The organism is Erwinia sp. JUb26, from assembly GCF_003751505.1.
Lineage (GTDB): Bacteria > Pseudomonadota > Gammaproteobacteria > Enterobacterales > Enterobacteriaceae > Erwinia.
Genome location: NZ_RJVB01000005.1, coordinates 294,205 through 315,576, shown reverse-complemented (window position 1 = coordinate 315,576; position 21,372 = coordinate 294,205). Strand labels below are relative to the sequence as shown.

General features: G+C 57.9%; 18 protein-coding genes, 1 tRNA gene and 1 pseudogene. 11 read left to right on the top strand and 9 right to left on the bottom strand.

What is annotated here, in order from left to right; genetic code table 11:
* Window positions 1-37: 37 nt before the first annotated feature.
* Window positions 38-1,312, bottom strand: a complete 1,275-nt coding sequence (locus tag EC836_RS15080) for an NAD(P)/FAD-dependent oxidoreductase (protein WP_123334516.1) — start codon at window positions 1,310-1,312, stop codon at window positions 38-40.
* Between the two features lie 324 nt (window positions 1,313-1,636).
* Here EC836_RS15080 and EC836_RS15075 point away from each other — a divergent pair, with 324 nt between their 5' ends.
* Genes EC836_RS15075 through argE form a run of 4 tightly spaced genes read left to right on the top strand, consistent with a single transcriptional unit; the run spans window position 1,637 to window position 5,340 of the window.
* Window positions 1,637-3,043 carry a cytosine permease gene (locus EC836_RS15075; RefSeq protein ID WP_123334515.1) on the top strand — a complete coding sequence of 469 codons (1,407 nt, stop codon included), beginning with the start codon at window positions 1,637-1,639 and terminating at the stop codon, window positions 3,041-3,043.
* Window positions 3,044-3,099: 56 nt separating this feature from the next.
* Complete coding sequence (locus EC836_RS15070; protein ID WP_123334514.1) at window positions 3,100-3,528, top strand: RidA family protein; 429 nt, start codon at window positions 3,100-3,102, stop codon at window positions 3,526-3,528.
* Window positions 3,525-4,199, top strand: a complete 675-nt coding sequence (locus tag EC836_RS15065; protein ID WP_123334512.1) for a DUF1028 domain-containing protein — start codon at window positions 3,525-3,527, stop codon at window positions 4,197-4,199. The genes EC836_RS15070 and EC836_RS15065 overlap by 4 nt, the downstream gene beginning before the upstream one ends.
* Window positions 4,192-5,340: an acetylornithine deacetylase gene (gene argE, locus EC836_RS15060; protein WP_123334710.1), complete on the top strand. Its 1,149-nt coding sequence runs from the start codon at window positions 4,192-4,194 to the stop codon at window positions 5,338-5,340. Before EC836_RS15065 ends, argE begins: the two co-directional genes overlap by 8 nt.
* Before the next feature lie 19 nt (window positions 5,341-5,359).
* On the opposite strand, the gene EC836_RS15055 is transcribed toward argE, so the two are convergent.
* Window positions 5,360-6,268: a LysR family transcriptional regulator gene (locus EC836_RS15055; RefSeq protein ID WP_123334510.1), complete on the bottom strand. Its 909-nt coding sequence runs from the start codon at window positions 6,266-6,268 to the stop codon at window positions 5,360-5,362.
* 227 nt (window positions 6,269-6,495) lie between these two features.
* Here EC836_RS15055 and EC836_RS15050 point away from each other — a divergent pair, with 227 nt between their 5' ends.
* Window positions 6,496-7,686 carry an MFS transporter gene (locus tag EC836_RS15050; protein ID WP_123334508.1) on the top strand — a complete coding sequence of 397 codons (1,191 nt, stop codon included), beginning with the start codon at window positions 6,496-6,498 and terminating at the stop codon, window positions 7,684-7,686.
* Between the two features lie 210 nt (window positions 7,687-7,896).
* Here the strand turns inward: EC836_RS15050 and EC836_RS15045 are convergent, their stop codons facing one another.
* From EC836_RS15045 to EC836_RS15025, 5 genes and pseudogenes are all read right to left on the bottom strand, one after another.
* Window positions 7,897-9,348, bottom strand: a complete 1,452-nt coding sequence (locus EC836_RS15045) for a DASS family sodium-coupled anion symporter (RefSeq protein ID WP_370347913.1) — start codon at window positions 9,346-9,348, stop codon at window positions 7,897-7,899.
* Window positions 9,349-9,551: 203 nt separating this feature from the next.
* Entirely contained in the window at window positions 9,552-10,157 is a 606-nt protein-coding gene (locus tag EC836_RS24990; protein WP_123334504.1) for a GIY-YIG nuclease family protein, read from the bottom strand.
* A gap of 98 nt (window positions 10,158-10,255) precedes the next feature.
* The gene (locus tag EC836_RS15035) at window positions 10,256-11,596 is read right to left on the bottom strand and encodes an aromatic acid/H+ symport family MFS transporter (protein ID WP_123334503.1); all 1,341 of its coding nucleotides are present in this window, start codon (window positions 11,594-11,596) and stop codon (window positions 10,256-10,258) included.
* Between the two features lie 262 nt (window positions 11,597-11,858).
* Window positions 11,859-12,380: pseudogene (locus EC836_RS15030) on the bottom strand (virulence RhuM family protein); the annotation flags it as partial.
* A 212-nt stretch (window positions 12,381-12,592) separates the two neighbouring features.
* A tRNA-Sec gene (locus EC836_RS15025) sits at window positions 12,593-12,687 on the bottom strand.
* Between the two features lie 178 nt (window positions 12,688-12,865).
* On the opposite strand from EC836_RS15025, the gene EC836_RS15020 reads away from it, so the two are divergent.
* Window positions 12,866-13,408, top strand: coding sequence for an isochorismatase family protein (locus EC836_RS15020; protein ID WP_123334501.1), 543 nt, complete (start codon window positions 12,866-12,868; stop codon window positions 13,406-13,408).
* A gap of 1 nt (window position 13,409) precedes the next feature.
* Window positions 13,410-14,333 carry a GlxA family transcriptional regulator gene (locus EC836_RS15015; RefSeq protein WP_123334499.1) on the top strand — a complete coding sequence of 308 codons (924 nt, stop codon included), beginning with the start codon at window positions 13,410-13,412 and terminating at the stop codon, window positions 14,331-14,333.
* Here EC836_RS15015 and EC836_RS15010 read toward each other — a convergent pair.
* Window positions 14,330-15,325 carry an acyltransferase gene (locus tag EC836_RS15010; RefSeq protein WP_123334497.1) on the bottom strand — a complete coding sequence of 332 codons (996 nt, stop codon included), beginning with the start codon at window positions 15,323-15,325 and terminating at the stop codon, window positions 14,330-14,332. The two genes, EC836_RS15015 and EC836_RS15010, sit on opposite strands and share 4 nt — an antisense overlap.
* Before the next feature lie 242 nt (window positions 15,326-15,567).
* Between EC836_RS15010 and glyQ the strand changes: the two genes are divergently transcribed.
* The 3 genes from glyQ (at window position 15,568) to EC836_RS14995 (ending at window position 19,739) form a co-directional block, all read left to right on the top strand.
* The gene (gene glyQ, locus EC836_RS15005) at window positions 15,568-16,479 is read left to right on the top strand and encodes a glycine--tRNA ligase subunit alpha (RefSeq protein WP_012443081.1); all 912 of its coding nucleotides are present in this window, start codon (window positions 15,568-15,570) and stop codon (window positions 16,477-16,479) included.
* A 9-nt stretch (window positions 16,480-16,488) separates the two neighbouring features.
* Window positions 16,489-18,558: a glycine--tRNA ligase subunit beta gene (gene glyS, locus EC836_RS15000; RefSeq protein ID WP_123334495.1), complete on the top strand. Its 2,070-nt coding sequence runs from the start codon at window positions 16,489-16,491 to the stop codon at window positions 18,556-18,558.
* Between the two features lie 134 nt (window positions 18,559-18,692).
* Window positions 18,693-19,739 (top strand): NAD(P)-dependent alcohol dehydrogenase, encoded by a 1,047-nt coding sequence (locus tag EC836_RS14995; RefSeq protein WP_123334493.1) that lies wholly within the window; start codon window positions 18,693-18,695, stop codon window positions 19,737-19,739.
* Window positions 19,740-19,790: 51 nt separating this feature from the next.
* On the opposite strand, the gene EC836_RS14990 is transcribed toward EC836_RS14995, so the two are convergent.
* A complete protein-coding gene (locus EC836_RS14990) occupies window positions 19,791-20,087 on the bottom strand; it encodes an HTH-type transcriptional regulator (protein ID WP_123334491.1) in 297 nt (98 codons plus the stop codon).
* Window positions 20,088-20,524: 437 nt separating this feature from the next.
* Here EC836_RS14990 and EC836_RS14985 point away from each other — a divergent pair, with 437 nt between their 5' ends.
* A complete protein-coding gene (locus tag EC836_RS14985; protein WP_123334489.1) occupies window positions 20,525-21,241 on the top strand; it encodes a DUF3053 domain-containing protein in 717 nt (238 codons plus the stop codon).
* The last annotated feature ends 131 nt before the right edge of the window (window positions 21,242-21,372 follow it).

The window sequence follows — 21,372 nt, the reverse complement described above, 5'->3', positions numbered from 1 at the left end:
TCCGGCCGCGTTCTTACCTCTCCGTCGTTTTTTGACGTTATTCCTTTCGCGATGACGGCGCCTGCTGCCAGGCGAGGTAGTTGCGCTGAATGGCGATCTGATCGGCGATGTATTTCGCGTCGTGCCAGACTCCCCAGATAAATGACGAACCTCGGCGTGACTGCCACGGTAAGCCGAGAAAATAGACCCCGGATTCCGATGACACGCCGCGTTGATGCTGGGGCTTACCCTGCGCATCGAAGGCGTCAACGTTCAGCCAGCGATAATCGGTGGTAAAGCCCGTTGCCCAGATAATGGCGGTGATATTGCTATCGGCCAGATCAAGCCGCAGCTCCGGTGACGTCATACAGGCCGGTGCCGGGCGAATTACTCGCGCCTGAGGCTCCTCCGGAAGGTCCTCGCCGTTGCGGGTCACCCATGCATCGGCAGCGTCCAGCAGCGACAGATAGTTCTCATCCCCGCGCTCGATGTTCTGCGCCAGGTCGTTTTCAAACTCCGCCACGCCGTTGGTAAAATGCTTCGTGCGGCCCACCAGCCTGACGCCTTCCTCCGCCAGTTTGCGGAAATCAACCGTATGGCCGCCGTTGGCACCGCTGACGGCGATCGTCACGTGTTCTTTCCCCGGTTCCGTGGTCGCTTTATCCCACAGCCCCAGCACGCCCAGCCACCAGCAAAAATCGCGCCCGCGATAGCTGCGTGGCGGGCGGTCGTGCGGGCCAACGGAGAGATACACTTCTTTTCCGGCGCGGTTAAGCTCCTCGGCGATTTGCACGCCGGATGAACCGGCACCGACGATCATCACCGCCCCGGCGGGAAGCTGCGCGGGGTTACGATAGTGTGCCGAATGCAGCTGCGTCAGTTCTGCGGTTTGTGGTGCGACGGCAGGAATGGCCGGGCACTGGAAAGGACCGGTGGCCACCACCAGGTGGCGGGCCTCAAAAACGCCGACTGAGGTTTCAACGCGAAAGCCGGGCTTGCCGGTATTGCGATCGACCCGTCGCACCTCAACGCCGGTGCGGATGGGGGCATCGAAGCGGCGGGCATAGGTCTCCATGTAGTCGGCCACGCGCTCTTTCGGCACAAAACCGTCCGGGCTGATGTCGGAAAACGCCATGCCGGGAAAGCGGTCGTGCCAGGCGGGGCCGTTCGCCACCAGCGAATCCCATCGCCCGGTGCGCCAGGCTTCAGCAATACGATTTTTTTCTAACACGATGTGGGGGATGTCCAGCCGCGTCAGGTGTTCGCTCATCGCCACACCGGCCTGACCGGCACCGACAACCAGCGTATCAATGAAGGTTATTTCTGGCGTCATTTCTCTGTCCTCAGGGCTTATTGAATCGTCAAATGCAGCCTAAGGAGCGAATCAGATACGGTAAAATATTATTAAGTTCATCACTGACGATAAATTAACGATGCAATAAAAATTCGTCTGCCGCCGCTGCAATTCTCCCTGCTTATCTCAAATGTTGCATTTTCGTTAAATCACTACTGGATTGTCCTGCACAGTTTTTTCATTCTTTCTGACCATAAACATACTTATTTACCCGTCGAAAAAAGAGAGCGCATTATCGCCTCAATATAAAAACGATGCGCCAACGCCTCGACACCCCTGTACTTTCTGACTTTGGAGCCTGCTATGTCGCCAACAGAAACTTCACCGCCGCTGATTGAGAAACACACCATTGGCTACGTTCCTCCCGCCGATCGTCACGGCAAAACCCGCGATCTGTTTACCCTGTGGTTTGGCGGAAATATCGCCCCGCTGCCGATCGTCACCGGAGCGCTGGCCGTGCAGCTGTTCCATCTGAACTTACTGTGGGGCGTGGTGGCCATTCTGGTCGGCCATCTGGCGGGCGGCGCGCTGATGGCGCTGCACTCCGCGCAGGGCCCGCAGATGGGTATTCCACAAATGATACAAAGCCGCGCCCAGTTTGGTTCGCTGGGTTCACTGCTGGTGGTGGCGATTGCCGGCGTGATGTACGTGGGCTTTTTTACCTCGAATATCGTGCTGGCCGGTGAATCGCTGCACGGCATTGCACCCAGCATACCGCTGCCGGTGGGGATTGTTATCGGGGCCGTGGGATCCGGGATTATCGGCATTATCGGCTATCGGTTTATCCACGTGCTGAACCGCATCGGGACCTGGGTGCTGGGGATCGGCATCGTGCTGGGCTTCGGCTATATCTTTAGCCATATCCACACCGCAGATTTCCTGACGCGCGGTGGCTTTTCACTTTACGGCTGGCTGGCGACGGTGTCGCTGGCCGCGCTGTGGCAGATCGCCTTTGCACCCTACGTTTCCGATTACTCCCGCTATCTGCCGGAGGATGTTTCCGTGGCGGGCACCTTCTGGGCCACCTATTGGGGGTCGACGCTCGGCTCCAGCCTGTCGTTTATTTTTGGTGCGGTGGCGGTACTCGCGACCCCGCCGGGGCTGCAGACCATGGATGCCGTCAGGATCGCCACCGGCGCGATTGGCCCGCTGATGCTGGTGCTGTTTATGCTCAGCGTGATCAGCCATAACGCCCTGAATCTGTACGGCGCGGTGATGTCGTTAATCACCCTGGTGCAGACCTTTTTCTGGCGCTGGATCCCCGGCAGCAGGAGCCGATCGGTGCTGTCGGTCATCGCGCTGGTACTCTGCTCGGTGGCGGCGATTTTTGCCTCGGCGGACTTCATCAGCCACTTTGTGGATCTGGTGCTGGCGCTGCTGGTGGTGCTGGTTCCCTGGACCGCAATCAATCTGATCGACTTTTATGCCATCCACAAAGGTCACTACGATATCCACTCCATTTTTCAGGTAAATGGCGGGATCTATGGTCGCTATAACCCGCAGGCGCTGCTGGCCTACGGCATCGGCATTGTGGTGCAGATCCCCTTTATGAACACCCCGCTTTACGTGGGCCCGGTTTCCGCCTGGATTAACGGCGCGGACCTCTCCTGGCTGGTTGGTCTGCTGGTGACGTCACCGCTTTACTACTGGCTGGCCAGCCGCAACAGCGCGTACCGCCGCAGGCAGCAGAGCGACTGCCGTCCTGCCTGAATTTTCCGTCGGCCGCCGAGAGCGGCCTTCCTGACCCGTTTTACAGGAGTTAATCGATGAGCAAACCAACGCATACCCGCATTCGCATGTTTAACACCAAAGCGACCTACCCGAATCAGAGCCTGGATAACGATCTGTGCCAGGCGGTGCGGGCGGGCAATACCGTTTACGTACGTGGCCAGGTTGGCACTGACTTTTCCGGTGCGCTGGTGGGACTGGGCGATCCGCGCGCGCAGGCGGAGCAGGCGATGAAAAACGTGAAGCAGCTGCTGGAAGAGGCGGGCAGCGACCTGTCGCACATTGTCAAAACCACCACCTATCTTACCGATCCGCGCTACCGCGAACCGGTCTACCAGGAAGTGGGAAAATGGCTGAAGGGCGTGTTCCCTATCTCCACCGGTCTGGTGGTGTCGGGGCTGGCGCAGCCGCAGTGGCTGATGGAAATTGATGTGATTGCCGTGATCCCGGACGAGGAGGCGCTATGACCTTTTCAATCGCTGCACGCTGTAGTGAAACCGGCCAGTTTGGCGTTGCCGTCAGTTCATCCAGCATGGCGGTGGGCGCCCGCTGCCCGTGGGTGCTGAGCGGTGCCGGTGCCGTATCCAGCCAGAACATCACCCTGCCAGCCCTCGGCCCGGAAATCCTTTCAGCGCTGCATCACGGTGCCAGCGTACAGGGGGCATTAGATGCCGCGCTGGACCGTGACGAACACCGCCAGTATCGCCAGGTGACGGTCATTGGCCGTGATGGCCGCACCGCCGCCTTCAGCGGCGCACGGACGCTGGGAGTGCATCATGCCGTGCAGGGCAGAGACTGCGTGGCCGCCGGGAATATGCTGGCGGGGAAACCGGTGATCGTCGCCATGGTCAGCGCCTTTGAGAACAGTCGGGGCCCGCTGGCACAGCGACTGATCCTTGCGATGGAGGCGGGGCTGGCGCAGGGAGGAGAAGCCGGGCCAGTGCATTCTGCCGCGCTGAAAGTGGTGGGCGATCGCAGCTGGCCGCTGGTCGATCTCCGGGTTGACTGGTCCGATGAGACCCCGCTTGCCCGGCTGGCCGCACTCTGGCAGGCCTGGGAGCCGCAGGCGCAGGACTATCTGACGCGAGCCCTCGATCCGCGCCTGGCGCCCGGCTATGGCGTACCCGGCGATGAGTAGCCCGGTGCGCGATCTGCTGGCGCAGCTGCTGGCGTTTGATACCACCAGCCGCGAATCTAATCTGGCGCTGATCCACTTTGTTCAGGGCTGGCTGAGAGAACACGGCGTGGAGGCCCGGCTGCTGCACAACGACAGCGGCAGCAAGGCGAATCTGTATGCCCGCATCGGGCCGGACGGCGCGGGCGGCGTGATGTTATCTGGCCATACCGACGTGGTGCCGGTCGATGGCCAAACGTGGAGCGTGCCGCCATTTGCGCTGACGGAGCAGGACGGTCGCTACTACGGCCGAGGCAGCACCGATATGAAGGGTTTCCTCGCCTGCGTGCTGGCTTCAGTCCCCGATTTTATCGCCCAGCCTCTGCGCCAGCCGCTGCATCTGGCGTTTTCCTACGATGAAGAGGTCGGCTGCCTCGGCGTGCGTAGCCTGACCGAAATGCTGGCCGATGCGGCGGATAGACCGGCGCTATGTATTATCGGCGAACCCACGCAGATGCGGCCGGTTTACGGCCATAAAGGTAAAGTGGCGATGCGCTGTAACGTGCGTGGTCACGCCTGCCATTCCGCCTATGCGCCGCAGGGAGTGAATGCGATTGAGTATGCCAGCAGGCTGATTGCCCGATTGATGGATGAGGGCGAACGGCTGGCTGAAGTGCAGGACAGCCGCTTCGATCCGGCGTTCAGCACCCTGCAGGTGGGTATGATTTCCGGCGGCGCCGCGTTAAATATCGTGCCTCAGTCCTGCCAGTTTGACTTTGAGATCCGCCACCTGCCCGATGCGCCCGCCGACGCGGTGATTGAGCGGATCGGGCAGTATGCGCAAAACGAACTGCTGCCCGCGATGCGGCAAAAAGCTGATGACTGCAGCATCACTTTTCAGCCGCTCAGCCAGTATCCCGGCCTGCTGACCGATCCGCGTTGCCGGTTTTCCCGCCTGCTGGCCGAATGGTGCGGCAGCGACAGTTTCAGCACCGTTGCCTTCGGCACCGAAGGCGGATTGTTTCATCAGGCGGGTATCACCACGCTGGTCTGCGGTCCGGGGAGTATGGAACAGGGGCATAAGCCGGATGAGTTCATCAGCGTGGATCAGCTCGATGCCTGTATGAATATGTTGGGTAATCTGACGCGCTGGCTGCGCGCCTGAACGGCGCGCGGGCTTAATTTCACAGCATGCCAGACAGCTCGGCCTTGCAGTATTCCACGAACAGCTCGGCGGGCTTGGTTAACCGATCGCCCGCCAGCCAGGCGGCAGCCAGCCCGGATCCTTCCACCTCATCTTTCAGCTCCACCAGGGATAGCGGCTTACCGTCGTAGCTGAACTGGCCGCTCGGACGGGTCACCAGCACGGCAAAACCAAAACCGTGGCCTACCATGCCACGCACCATTTCAATCGACGGCGAGCTGAAGACAATATCCGGCGTGATGCCCGCGCGGGTAAACAGGCTGATAAAGTAGTTACGGCTGGGCTGCACATCCAGCAGGATCATCGGTTCATCGGCCAGGTCAGACAGGGAAACCGCATCCTGCTGCGCCAGACGGTGGTCGGCAGGCAGTAGAATATACGGCCTTCTGGGGGCCACCAGCGGCTCAACGGTGAGAGAATTGTCGAGGTCGTGCTGGTAAAGCAGCGCCACGTCGAAGCGGCCAGCGGCCAGCCCGTGCAGGAGCTCATGCTGCTCGCCGTCGCGGATCATAATCTCCACGCCGGGATACAGTGCCTTAAAGCCGTGGATAAGCCTGGGCAGGATCAGCGGGGCCACCGTTTCAAAACAGCCGATATCGATTTTTCCCGCCACGATATTCGTATCGGCCAGCGCATTTTGCTCAAACTCATGGGCCATTCGCAGCAGTTTGACCGCCTTACGGTGAAAACGGGCGCCGGAAGGGGTCAGCGATACGCCCTGCGCGTGATGACGAATGAATAACTGCACGCCGAAGCTTTCTTCCAGAATCTTTATCGCCGTTGAGATCGATGGCTGCGCGATAAATAACGTGCGGGAGGCTTCCGCCACGCTGCCGCATTCAACCGTCGTGACGAAATACTTCAACTGACGCAATGTGTAGTTTGCCATAGCCCATCCTTATTCGTTCTCAGGATCATATCCGGCAAAATGGCGGCGATAAAGCGTTTATCTGTGTTGAACTTCACGAATTTTGCAGTCAGTTTTAGGCGGTTGCCTGAACGCTGAGGCTGTCAAGGACAACTGCTGACATTGTGGTTACGGCGGTAATGCTGTTATCTGATAGCTGGAGAAAACGGTGCCTGGGATCGGGCATTTAACCCGTGTAAAGAGATCGCATGAACGCTGAGATAACCCTGCCCCTGCAGCAACAGAATAGCAATATTTTCCGCCTAGCCGCCGCTCAGGCGCTGGCGGGTGCTAACGCCGTGGTGTTTTATACCACCGGTGCGATTGTCGGCAACAGCCTTGCGTCGGACAGCACGCTGGCCACCCTGCCGCTGACCATTTTCGTGCTGGGGATGGCCGCCTGTATTTTACCGCTCGGCGCATTCGCCAGAAAGCGGGGGCGCAGAGCCGCCTTTATGCTCGGCACCGGCACCGGAGTGATAACCGGGCTGGCCGCCGCGCTGGCGGTGGTCATCGGCTCCTTCTCCCTGTTCTGTCTGGCCGCGTTTATGGGCGGAGCCTATGCGGCCGTGGGGCTGTCGTTTCGTTTTGCGGCCACCGATGGCGTGGCCAAAGAGCGTCGCGCACGGGCGCTGTCGCTGGTGATGGGCGGCGGCGTGGCGGCGGGCGTTATCGGCCCGATGCTGGTGACCGGCACCATGGATCTCTGGCCGCCGCATACCTTTGCAATGACCTTTATTGCCCAGGCGCTGGTGGCCGCGATTTCCGCGCTGGTGCTTTCCGGCGTGAAGTCGGCCGAGCCGGTGGCGCAAAACAAGGCCAGCGCCGCTGGCCGACCGCTGGCTGAAATTATTCGGCAGCCGGGTTTTGCCCGCGTGGTATTTACCGGCGCGGTGGCCTATATGGTGATGAATTTTCTGATGACCGCCGCCCCGTTGGCGATGCATATGCACGGCATCTCGCAGGAAGCATCGAACCTGGGCATTCAGTGGCACGTGATTGCCATGTATGCGCCGGGATTTTTTACCGGCGGGCTGATTAGCCGCTTCGGCGCCTCACGCGTTGCCGCCGCGGGGCTGGCGATCACCGGTCTGTCGGTGCTGGCCGGGCTGGCCGGAACCGAAATCGTGCACTACTGGGTATCGCTGATCCTGCTCGGCGTTGGCTGGAACTTTGGCTTTACCGGCGCATCCGCTCAGATCGTTGATTTCCACCGCCCCGAAGAGAAAACCCAGGTGCAGTCGCTAAATGATTTCATCGTGTTTGGCGTGATGATTATTGGTTCATTCTCTTCCGGCGCGCTACTGCATCTGTTCGGTTGGAATGCCGTACTGTGGGGATCGCTGGTGCCGGTGATGGTGGCGCTGCTGACGCTGATATCGATAAAAAAGCGCGGATAACCAGGCATATACGGATAACAATTAAGTTGCAGACAGGCAGACAGGCAGACAGGCAGACAGGCAGACAGGCAGGCAGACAGGCAGACAGGCAGGCAGACAGGCAGACAGGCAGACAGGCAGACAAGGCAGACAAGGCAGACAAGGCAGACAAGGCAGACAGGCGCTCAGCAGCGGACAGGCTGAGCGCCTGCCCGCTGGCGAACGTAAGTGTTACCAGATGCCCACAATCTTCATCCACGCGCCGCCCGCCAGCAGCCAAATGGCAATAGAAACGAGCGACACGAGGAAGCTGACGCCCCACCACTGGCCGGTAGAGTTGTAGCCGGACCCGAACAGCGCCGGGCCGGGGCCGCCGGAGTACTGGGTCAGCCCCATCGACAGATTGGAGGTGTAGCCCAGCGTCAGCGCAGCCAGCAGCGGCGGCACGCCGACCGAAACGGCCACCGCCAGGAAGGCCAGATACATCGCGGAGATATGCGCCATTGCCGACGCAAAGAAATAGCGCGTATAGAAGTAGACCAGGATCAGCACCAGGAACACCAGCAGCCAGTCAAAGTGGCCGATATAGCCGACGATGCCCTTGGAGATCCAGGCAATCATGCCGTATTTGTTCAGGGCATTGGCCATCATCACCAGCACCGCGAACCAGAACATCGTATCCCACGCCGTTTTCTCTTCGATAATGTTCTTCCACGACATAATGTTGGAGAGCAGCAGGATCACCAGACCAATAAAGGCTGAAAGCGTGGCCGGGATCTGGAAGAAGATATCGCCCGCGGTCCACAATACAATCAGCAGCACGAAGTCGAACGCCAGAATTTTCTCGGCAAGGGACATCGGGCCCATTTTGCGCAGTTCTTCCCGCGCGATGCCCGGTATTTCCGGCGTTTTTTTCAGTTCAGGCGGATAAATATAATAGAGGCACAGAGGAATAATCAGCAGCGTCAGCAGGCCGGGCACGATAGCACCTAAGAACCAGATCCCCCAGTTAATCTGAATCCCCTGGCTGGCGGCCAGTTCGGCAATCAGCGGGTTTCCGGCCATCGCCGTCAGGAACATCGCACAGATAATGGCATCAATCTGCGAAACGCAGATCATCAGGAACGCCCCGGCCTTTCTGGCCGTTGGTCCCGGCTCGGACTGATACGCCGTGGCGATCGACTGGGTGATAGGATACATAATGCCGCCGCCGCGCGCCGAGGCGGAAGGAATGCCCGGGCCGAGCACCATATCGGACAGCGCCAGGCCGTAGGCCACGCCGAGCATGCTGTGCCCGCACTTCGAAATGAACCACAGCGCGATGCGCCTGCCCAGCCCGGTTTTAATCACCGCGCGGGAGATAAACATCGCAATACCAATCAGCCAGATAGTGCCGTTGGCAAAGCCGGACAGCGCGGCAACCTTGCCGTTGCCGCCGCCGGAGATCGGCGTCAGTCCGGTCATCGCCGACACCACCAGTGCCACCATGGTCACCGCACCCATCGGCATCACTTTTAAAATAATCGCCAGAATGGTGGCGGCGAAGACCGCGAACATATGCCAGGCAAAAATATCCAACCCGGCGGGCGGCGGCGTAAACCAGATCAGCAGACCCACAAAGAGCGTGAAAACGCCCTTCCACAGTGGAAATGCCAGTTTTACCTGCACTTGCTCAGTCATCATTATTTTCCTTTATTTTCCCCTACGTACTTTTTGAACAAAAACAGGCATCCACACCTTGATGGATATCAAGGATGGTAATTAATCCATCTTAATTTACTTAATACGGGAGGAGGTGAAGGTAAAAATGGCCTGGCCGAGTGGGGGCAGTGATTTTATATTCGGAGTTATTCAATTTATGGAAATAAAATTAAGCGGAGCGGCCTTTATACCGCTGCAATTTTAAACCTTCTACTAAATCCTGTTTCATCGGCGATCACCAGCAATTTAGCTTCGTCCATGGCTTTACGTCGCATGGCCGAAAGCTCAGGCCTGAAGACATGATTATTCCCTTTAATATTAAGCGGTAAGGTAATACCGACGATCAGCTGTTTTTCCAGCAACCATGGTTCGTCGTCTGCAACCCAGTGCACTCTTGCGTTAAGCTCCATCCAACGATCAAGCCACTGTTCTCCCAAATGCGTAAAAGTCGTTCGGGTGCCTGACCCCACTCTGCGTAGAGGGAAACCACTCTCTTTAGCCAGCAGTATGCCCAACGTTCTGCGCAGCGTTGAACCTTCGGCATTGCCGCTGTAATGAGTTCTGATACGCGTTTTTAACGTGGCGCGGCTGTTGGGTTTGCCCTTTTTATCCGGTGAGATACCAACATACAGCAGCGTAAAGCCTTCTCTCGTGATACAGCCGTCTGTTGGCACGCCTGGAGGAATATCTTTAAACCACCAGAAATATACGCCATTGACCGCCGGTACCGGCGATGGACGAGCCATTACTTCATTTCTACCGTAGGTTTTTTCAGGATAAAAATCGAACACAGGACTCCTCCCGCTGAGTTTTTCCCAATACGTTACCCGATTATTATCAGAAAGGGAGAGCGAAACATCCTGCCCCCAACGGGAGCAGGATAACGAATTTATGCTGCGCTCAGATTTTGCGCGTTATAGCGCCGCAGCTTATACAGCGTGGCTGCCGCCGCGACCAGCGCCGGAACGCTGAGGAACATCAGAATGCTGTCGGCCTGCCACTGCTGAGAAAGCAGCTGGGCGCTCATCATGGTGCCGGCCACGCCGCCAAAGCGCCCGACGCCCTGCATCCACGCAATGCCCGTAGCGCGGCAGTGGGTCGGATAAAAGGTGGCCGCCAGGGTTTGCAGGCCCGACTGCGCGCCGTTCATGGTGATGCCCATCAGGAAGATCAGCCCGCCGAACAGCACGATATGGTTGTTCTCAAAGCCGAGCGCCAGCGCAAACAGCATCGTCAGGGCAAAACCGGTCATCACCACTTTGTGCGCCTCCCAGCGGTCCATCATCCAGCCCGCCAGCAGGATCCCCGCCGTGCCGCCGAAGGTAAACAGTGAGGTCAGCCAGGCGGATTCCGCCAGCGGATAGCCCATACCCAGCATCAGCGTTGGCATCCAGCTCAGCAGCACGTAATAGATCACCAGACCCATAAAATAGGTCGTCCACAGCATCAGCGTACCGGCCAGCCAGGGCTGGCTGAACAGCTGCGCCACGCTGCCTTTTTTGCTGGTGGTGCGCTCCTCGTCCAGATAAAAATGCGTCACCTGCGCCAGATCCCCGGCGATAAACCGCTGCGCAATCCGCCGGATTTGCACAATATCTTTGCCGCGATGCACCAGGTATTTGACCGATTCCGGCAGGAACAGGATCAGCAGAACGGTGAGCGCCAGCGGGGCAATGGCTCCGGCCAGCAGCACGCTGTGCCAGCCGTAGTTGGGGATCAGCCAGGATGAGATCGCCCCGCCGCCCGCCGCGCCGAGGGGAAAACCGCAGTACATAGTGTTAATGGCCATTGAGCGGCAGCGCTTAGGAGCAAACTCAGAGACCAGCGTAATCGCATTTGGCATCGCCGCGCCCAGCCCGAGGCCGGTGAGAAAGCGCCACAGCGTCAGCGTATTCAGCGTCTGCGCGTACGCAGTACCCAGGCTGGCAAGCCCGAAGAACAGGCAGGAGAAAACGAGCACCTTTTTACGGCCCAGGCGATCCGAGGCCGGTCCGGCAACCAGCGCGCCGAGGGAAAGCCCGAGCAGCGCGGCGCTCAGCACCGGCCCGAGGTCCTGCCTCTTAATGCCCCAGTCGGATGACAGCGTGGGGGCGATATAGCCCATCGCCGCCGTGTCGAATCCGTCGATAGCGAGGATCAGAAATCCCAGGATGATAATCACCCAGTGAAAGCGTGAAACCGGTGCTTCGTCGATTGCCTGCTGGATATTCACTTTACCCGAGTAAACCATGTCACCCCCGCCCGTTGTGATGTGTATTAGTGCATATGATCTGATCATGTACTTTCCTGTATATACATTTGCAATCGACACAAAAAATTGTCAAATCGACTTAGCGTAAGTGTTAAGTAGTCGTTGTTTTTGGATGAAAAATGGACGGTTGATGAGGTTGGTAGAGTCGTATAATCCGGATTGACTAACTAGCGATATTTACAGCGTGTTAGGAGGGGATCGATTTTTTTTGACGATATAAAACGGATCGTTAGAACGATTATATTTCCCTGACCCGCAGATAAACCCGGCGTTCGCTGGCGCGAATATCGCGGATGCGTTCCAGCATCTCATCGAAGTAATCGGGTACAGCGGAGGTGCCAATGGGCGGATTTTTCAGCCGCTCATCATCCATGACAAACCCTTTTATCAGATATTCCTGCAGAGTTTGCGTGGCCCACTGACGGAACTGCGTACCGCGAGTGGATCGAACGCGGTAACCGACGGCGAGTATCGCGTCAAGATTGTAGTGCTCTAACTCTCTGGCTACTCGCCGGTTTCCTTCCTGTCGAACTATCCGGTATTTCCGGATGGTTGAATTTCGATCAATCTCGCTTTCAGTAAACAGATTAACTCAATGCTCGTTAATGGTGCGCACATCTTTGCCGTACAGTTCAGCAATCGCCGCTTGCGTCAGCCAGAGTGTATCGGACTCAAAGCGACATTCAACACGCAAGCGGCCATCGCTGCTGGCGAAGATCAAAAATTCGCCTGCTGGAGAATGTGTGATGGGATCGTTGCTCATGTCGCCTCCGCTATGCTGCAAAATGTCCTGGGCAACGGCTTAGTATGCCAGAGATACCTGCATAAAATGACTGTACGGTCGTATCCATTTTGCGGGAGGCCTCCCAGCCAGCAGATGCAATGCCGCGTTGGTTACATTGCGGCCGAACGGAGGGAGGTGTTAACTGGGAAGATATCTGGAAGAGATAACAGGTGAGCTTAAGAGACACTCATTGGCGGAAGATCACAGGAGTCGAACCTGCCCGGGACCGCTGGCGGCCCCAACTGGATTTGAAGTCCAGCCGCCTCACCGGAGACGACGATCTTCCCTCTTAAACACAGAAGCGCGGCGAGTATACCATCGGTGATACCCTTATAAAAAGCAGGGCTTCATTAAATAAGGTCACGGATGTCCTGCAGGGACAGCATCGTGTCCGTTTATGACCTTCTTTTACCCGCTTGTCCTTGCCATCATAGGGTTATTCCCTTCAGGCAAGGAGTCCGAAAATGACCGATACCGTTTTACTGGTAATTGATGCGCAGCAGTCGTTCTATCATCGTGGCTATCAGCAAACCCCCGAAACGCCCGCGTTTGAGCAGGCGCTGAGCCGGCTTATCGCCGGCTGCCAGCAGAAAGCTATTCCGGTAGTGGACGTGCTGCATGTGGAAACCGAAGGCCCGTTTTCACCGGCGTCCGGCCTGGTGGTTCGCCTGCCGTTTCTGACCCATCAGGCGGCGCACGTCGTGAAAAAAACGGTACATAATGCGCTGACGGAATCCGGTCTGCTACAGTGGCTGGAGCAGCGGCAGGTGAAGCACGTGATCGTGAGCGGTATCCGTACCGAACAGTGCTGTGAAACCACCGCGCGCGTGGCGTCGGACCTCGGCTACCGCGTGACGTTTGTGACGGAAGCGACGCTGACGTCCCCCCTTACCCATAACGGCATTACGCTCAGCGTGGCGGACTTGCGCCACCGTACCGAAAGCGTGCTGATCGATCGCTTCGCCGCGATCCGCACGGTGGAGGAGTGCCTGCAGGAGCTTGCATAACATGACAATTCCGGTGTGGTTTTTGACCCTGCCCGGGGTGATGACCCTCGACCTGACCGGCCCGGCGGAGACGCTGAAGCTGGCCGACGGGGCGTTCAGCCTGCACTATATCGGCCCCGATGAAACCGTGCTGAGCTCAACGGATATGACCATTAGCCGCATCCAGCCGCTGCCGGAAGCGTTACCCCCCGGCAGCCTGTTGGTGGTGCCGGGCGTGCAGGACTCCTCGGTATGGTTCGATACGCCGCAGGCGATTGCCGCGCGCAACTGGCTGATGCGCATTCAGCCCGCGATCCATGCCCGCCATATCAGCTTGATCTGCGTGTGCTCAGGCTCGCTGCTGGCCGCCCGTGCCGGGCTGATGCACGGCGTGGAGTGCACCACCCATCATGAAGTTATCGCGAGGCTGAAAGCCGCCGAACCTGCCGCTATCGTGCGGGAAAACCGCATCTTTATCGAAGATCGCGGCATCTGGACCAGCGCAGGGATTACCGCCGGCATCGATCTGTCGCTGCATCTGATTAATCGCCTCTGCGGCTCGCAGATGGCGCTGAACGTGGCGCGGGAAATGGTGGTTTACTTCCGCCGTTCGGGGGATGACCCGCAGCTTTCGCCGTGGCTGCGCTACCGCAACCATATGCACCCGGCCATTCACCGCACTCAGGATCTGCTGATCCAGCAGCCGGAGCAGGAGTGGTCGCTGGATGACATCGCCGATCGGGTCCACGTCAGCGCGCGCCATCTGACGCGGCTGTTCCGCCAGCATCTGGGCATTAGCGTGCGTGAGTATCACGAGCAGCTGCGGCTGGCGATTGTCCAGCAGCGGCGCCAGCAGGGCGAAGGCAACGAGCAGGCGGCGCTGGCGGCAGGGTTCTCCTCCTCCCGCCAGCTGCGTCGCGCACAGCAGCGCTGGCAGGCGGACTAGCTGACCAGGTGATGTTTATCGATGCGCTGCAGGCCGATGGCCAGCAGCAGGCTGCCGCCGAGGGTGATGGCAAACACCAGCGGGATGTCGATCAGCGGACGATCGGTATTATCCAGCCCGTGGGTGCGCATGTAATGGATAAACAGCGCGTGGAAGCCGTAAATCGGCAGGGAATAACGCGAAATGGTGGCTAAAATCGGCAAAGGCCGCTCGTTTAGCGTGTTTTTAAACAGTACCAGCAGGCTGACGGCGGCAATAAACACCGCCGGACCGCAGTAGAGGTACCAGGTATCGGCGAAGGCCCCGTTAATCGCGAACTGGCGTTTGGTGCCGAAGGCAATGACCAGCACGCAGACGATAAAGGTTATCGCCGCCAGCCAGCTAACGCCCCGCCTGTCGGTTTTCATCGTGCCGATGGCCCGGCCGGTCAGCGCGTACAGCAGATAGTAGATGGAATCCCCGTTGATATAGAGGTTCACCGGCAGCCAGTGAAAACGGGCAATCGAGCCGTCAACGGTATTCGGGTTCGCCAGTACCGCCAGCACCAGGATCACAATCGCCATATAGCCCGCGCTGACCGGCTTCACCTGAATCAGCGGTGAAAACATATAGATGGCGATAATCGCGAAGAAAAACCACAGGTGGTAAAAAATCGGCTTTTGCAGCAGGTTTTTCAGCGATGTGACTTCATTAATCGGCGTCAGCAGGCTGATGTAGGCCAGCGCAATCGCACTGTAAAACAGCAGGCACAGCACCACCCGCAGGAAATGGCGCTTCTGCGCGCTGCGCTCGCCGAAGAACAGGTAGCCGGAGATCATAAAGAAGATCGGCACGCACACCCTAGATGCCGAATTCAGCAGGTTTGAAAGGTCCCAGCTGTGCTCGCCGACCGACATGCCGGTGGTCACGTACCAGGTGGTGGTGTGGATCATAATCACCATCAAACACGCCACTGCGCGTAAATTATCTATCCAGCCAATTTTCTGCATTATTTCAATCCTGTTTGCCGGAAAAGTCCGTATCGATGCTCGCTAATTCTGGCCAGGAGAACGGACTTCAACAACCCGATGGGCAAAAACTCGGAACAGGACGAATAAAATGTGTGGCGTCGCCGACAAAAGCAGCGGATTCGATTAAATCACCGCCGTTATCATTACCATTTTGGTAATCAACCCGGTCAAAGGGTATACTGACGCCCACTTTTTTAACCACTCGTATCGCGTGCGAAATCAACATGCAAAAGTTTGATACCAAGACTTTCCAGGGCCTGATCCTGACCTTACAGGATTACTGGGCGCGCCAGGGCTGCACCATCATCCAACCGCTGGATATGGAAGTGGGCGCTGGTACTTCTCACCCGATGACCTGCCTGCGGGCGCTGGGGCCAGAGCCAACGGCGGTGGCCTACGTGCAGCCGTCACGCCGCCCTACCGACGGCCGCTACGGTGAAAACCCGAACCGCTTACAGCACTACTACCAGTTCCAGGTGATCATCAAGCCATCGCCGGACAACATTCAGGAGCTGTACCTCGGCTCGCTGAAAGAGCTGGGCATGGACCCGACCATCCACGATATCCGCTTCGTGGAAGACAACTGGGAAAACCCAACGCTGGGTGCCTGGGGTCTGGGCTGGGAAGTGTGGCTGAACGGCATGGAAGTGACGCAGTTCACCTACTTCCAGCAGGTTGGCGGCCTGGAGTGCAAGCCGGTTACCGGTGAAATCACCTACGGTCTGGAGCGCCTGGCGATGTACATCCAGGGCGTGGACAGCGTTTACGATCTCGTGTGGAGCGACGGTCCGCTGGGTAAAACCACCTACGGCGACGTGTTCCATCAGAACGAAGTGGAGCAGTCCACCTATAACTTCGAATACGCCGATGTCGATTTCCTTTTCACCTGCTTCGAGCAGTACGAGAAAGAAGCGCAGAGCCTGCTGGCGTTGGAAAAACCGCTGCCGCTGCCTGCCTACGAGCGTATTCTGAAAGCCGCACACAGCTTTAACCTGCTGGATGCCCGCAAAGCCATCTCCGTCACCGAGCGTCAGCGTTATATTCTGCGTATCCGCACCCTGACGAAAGCCGTGGCCGAAGCCTATTATGCCTCCCGCGAGGCGTTAGGCTTCCCGATGTGCAATAACAAGAAATAAGAGGCAGCCATGACTGAAAAAACCTTCCTGGTGGAAATCGGCACCGAAGAGCTGCCTCCGAAAGCCCTGCGCAGCCTGGCCGAGTCTTTCGCAGCAAACTTTACCGCAGAGCTGGATGCGGCTGGCCTGGCCCACGGCGACGTGAAGTGGTTCGCCGCGCCGCGCCGCCTGGCGCTGAAAGTCGCCAACCTGAGCGCCGCACAGCCGGATCGCGAAGTAGAAAAACGCGGCCCGGCAATTGCCGCCGCGTTTGACGCCAACGGCGTGGCCACCAAGGCCGCTGAGGGCTGGGCGCGCGGCTGCGGTATCACCGTCGATCAGGCTGAACGCCTGAGCACCGACAAAGGTGAATGGCTGGTGTACCGTGCGAAAGTGACCGGTGAGCGCGCTCAGGCGCTGCTGCCGGCAATGATCGCCACCTCACTGGCGAAGCTGCCGATCCCGAAACTGATGCGCTGGGGCGCGTCTGACGTGCAGTTTGTGCGTCCGGTGCATACCGTGACCATCCTGCTCGGCGACGAGTCCATCCCGGCCACCATTCTGGGTATCGATTCGGCGCGTACGATCCGCGGACACCGCTTTATGGGCGAGCCGGAATTCACCATCGACAATGCCGACCAGTATCCTGCGATCCTGCTGGAGCGCGGTAAAGTGCAGGCGGATTTCGAAGCGCGTAAAGCCACGATTAAAGCTGATGCTGAAGAAGCAGCCCGTAAAATCGGTGGCGTCGCCGATCTGAGCGAAAGCCTGCTGGAAGAGGTTACCTCCCTGGTGGAGTGGCCGGTGGTGCTGACGGCGAAGTTTGAAGAGAAGTTCCTCGCGGTTCCGGCTGAAGCGCTGGTGTACACCATGAAGGGCGATCAGAAGTATTTCCCGGTGTATGACACCGCGGGCAAGCTGCTGCCAAACTTCATCTTCGTGACGAACATTATCTCGAAAGATCCGCAGCAGATTATCTCCGGTAACGAGAAGGTGGTGCGTCCACGCCTCGCCGACGCCGAGTTCTTCTTCAATAGCGACCGTAAGCGTCGTCTGGAAGATAACCTGCCGCGTCTGGAAACCGTACTGTTCCAGAAAGAGCTGGGCACTCTGCGCGATAAAACCGACCGCATTCAGGCGCTGGCGGGATGGATTGCTGCCCAGATCGGTGCGGATGTGAATCACGCGACCCGTGCTGGCCTGCTGTCCAAGTGCGACCTGATGACCAACATGGTGTTCGAATTTACCGACACCCAGGGCGTGATGGGCATGCACTATGCGCGTCACGACGGCGAAGCCGAAGACGTTGCGGTCGCGCTGAACGAGCAGTATCAACCGCGCTTTGCCGGTGACGAGCTGCCGTCTAACCCGATTGCCTGCGCGCTGGCAATCGCCGATAAGATGGACACCCTGGCCGGCATTTTCGGCATCGGTCAGCATCCGAAAGGCGATAAAGACCCGTTTGCTCTGCGCCGTGCCGCGCTGGGCGTGCTGCGTATCATCGTTGAGAAAAACCTGCCGCTGGATCTGCAAACCCTGACGGAAGAAGCGGTGCGCCTGTACGGCAGCAAGCTGTCTAACGCCAAGGTTGTGGATGAGGTGATCGACTTTATGCTGGGGCGTTTCCGCACCTGGTATCAGGAAGAAGGCCACAGCGTGGATACCATCCAGGCCGTGCTGGCGCGTCGCCCGACCCGCCCGGCGGACTTCGATGCCCGCATGAAGGCGGTCTCCCACTTCCGCACGCTGGAAGCCGCTGCCACGCTGGCCGCCGCCAACAAACGCGTCTCTAACATTCTTGCCAAGTCCAGCGAACCGCTGAACGACAGCGTGCAGGCCGTGCTGCTGAAAGAGAATGAAGAGATCAAGCTGGCGACCTACGTGTCAGCCCTGAGCAGCAAGCTGCAGCCTTACTTTGCAGAAGGCCGCTACCAGGAAGCGCTGATCGAGCTGGCTGAGCTGCGCGAGACGGTGGATAACTTCTTCGACAAGGTGATGGTAAATGCCGATGACCAGGCGGTGCGTATTAACCGCCTGACGCTGCTGGCTAAGCTGCGCGAGCTGTTCCTGCAGGTCGCGGATATCTCCCTGCTGCAGTAATCTGCGGCCATCAGGGGCGGGCCATCGGTCCGCCCTTTTTTATCGCGCAGACACCCCGACTTACAATTCCGCCTTGCCCCTCGCGCACCATTTCCTTACCCTGTGCGGTTTTTGCCATTCAGGTTAAGACATTTATGCAATCCTTTGGATACGCTGCCAAAGCAGCCAACACCCCTCTCGAACCCTTCGAATTTAAGCGTCGCGACCTGCAGGCCGGTGATGTCCATATCGACATCCACTACTGTGGTGTGTGCCACTCTGACCTGCATATGGCGCGTAACGAATGGGGCGTCAGCCAGTTCCCGCTGGTGCCGGGCCACGAGATCGTTGGGCGCGTCGTCGCCGCCGGCAGCGACGTCACCGCGTTTAAAGCGGGCGACCTGGTTGGCGTGGGCGTGATGGTCGACTCCTGCGGCCACTGTGCTCAGTGCCACGGCGGCGAAGAGCAGTACTGTGAAGAAGGTTTTACCGCAACCTATAACAGCGAAGAAAAAACCATTGGCGGCATGACCTTCGGCGGCTACTCCGACAGCATCGTGGTCGACAGCAAGTTTGTGGTCTCCGTGCCGGAGAATCTGGAACTGAGCGCGGTCGCACCGCTGCTGTGCGCCGGTGTGACCACGTGGTCGCCGCTGAAGCACTGGAACGTACAGCCTGGCCAGCGCGTGGGGATTATCGGGCTGGGTGGCCTGGGCCATATGGCGGTGAAACTGGCGAGCGCGCTGGGTGCTGAAGTGGTGCTGTTTACCACGTCCCCGGCGAAAGGTGCCGACGCGCTGCGTCTGGGTGCCAGCCAGGTGGTGGTGTCGAAAGATGCAGAGCAGATGGAGAGCGTGAAGAACAGTCTGGATATGATCCTGGACTGCGTGGCCGCACCGCACGATCTCGACCCTTACCTCAACGCGCTGAAAACCAACGGTCACCTGGTGCTGGTGGGCATTCCTGACTCACCGCATAAGTCCCCAAACGTCACGCCAATCGTGTTTAAACGCCTGAGTATTTCCGGCACCTCGATCGGCAGCATCAAGGAAACCCAGCAGATGCTCGATTTCTGCGGCCAGCACAATATCGTGTCGGATGTTGAGGTGATTCGCCTGAATCAGGTGGAAGAGGCGTTTGAGCGGATGCTGAAGGGTGATGTGAAGTACCGTTTTGTCATCGATATGAAAGCGGGGCGCTAAGGCTTTTTTGCATAAAACCCGCCCTGTGGCGGGTTTGTTTTTTTAGCTCTTTTATCTTTCCAGCAACTGTCGTCCCAGATACGGATTCGAATGAATCAACTGCATCAGTTTTTGTGCGCTGCCTGACGGCTTGGTACGTTGTGCTTCCCAGCTTTTCACCGATGAAACGCTCACGCCCATTGCCAGGGCAAACTCATCAATCTGCATGCCGCTAATTTCCCTGATCCGTTTGGGTTCGGGCATCGCTGCTTCACTCTCGATTAATGCGCCAGCCTGCAACACATCACGCGTCAGCACGATCTGCTCCAGGTTGGAGAGTAATTCAAACATTGGATCTTTTGTTTCCATAAGCACACACCTCATTAAAATCACTTAATGTGAACGACCAGAGGAGTTGAGCCTCAAGCACAGGCTCAGAATACTGGCGAACATCAACCGCTGGAAAACTGCGAGGCAGCACAGGGAAACGCCAGGATCCTAAGTATTAGACGAATCCTGGTGATACAGGTCATATTTTTTAATTATTTTTTTGTTTTGCTTTGCAAAAAATGGAAGACACTCTCTCCGTCTCCTTTATTGTCATTGGCTTAGGTCTTATAAGCCTTGCTAATCTGTTTAAGGAGAGATCGAACGATAAACCGTCCCGTCAGCCGGGCAGACGTCATTACCGTTCCCCGATGGTCACATTGTCGATCGCGCTATCCTTCGAAAACGAGTTCGACTATCCTTCATTCAGGATTTATCTTCTTCACAACCCGCAAGATGTTTAACAGGAGTTTTTTCTCATGACCACAGGACCTGCACGCATCTGGATGCGTTTGCTGGTGCCGTTTATGGCGCTGTTTCTGGTGCTGCAGCTGACCGGCTGCGGTGATAAAGAAGCCGACCAACGCAAGGCGTTTATCGATTTTCTGCAAAATACGGTGATGCGCAGCGGCGAGCACCTGCCTTCGCTGAGCGAAGATCAGAAGCAGAAGTTCGGCAATTACGTTAGCGATTACGCCATTATTTACGGCTTTTCTCAGCAGGTGAACAAGGCCGTTGATACCGGGTTAAAACCGGTGGTGGATGAGCTTTCCGCGATCCGCACACCGCAGGACTATCTGACCCGCCGCGATTCGCTGCGTCAGGCCAGCGGCTCCCTGGGCGTGCTGAACCAGCAGATTCAGACGGCCAAAACGCAGGCCGACAGCAGCAAAGCCACGCTGAAGCAGCCGGAAGACCTGAAAACCGTCTACGACAATGTCTTTAATAAAGTGGTGACCCAGCCGGCGGACGCATTAATGCCTCTGCTGCCGACGCTACAAACGCTGAGCCAGGATGTGATTCAGGCCGGTGATTTCCTGCAGCAGCAGGGAACGCGCGTCAGCTTTAACGGCTCGGCGGTGCAGTTCCCCACGCAGGATCAGGCATCGGCTTATAACACCCTGATGAGCAACCTGAGCATGAATGCCCAGGCACTGACTCAGGCGCAAAGCGTACTGCAGAACAGCATTCAGTAATATTGCAGTGGGGCTTACCTCCCACCGTGATAATAAGGCCACCCGTCGGTGGCCTTATTTATTCCCTGCGTGAACCTGAATATCCGTTCGTCGGGGTGGTATATTCTTCCCCGCCCGTGACGGAATAAAAG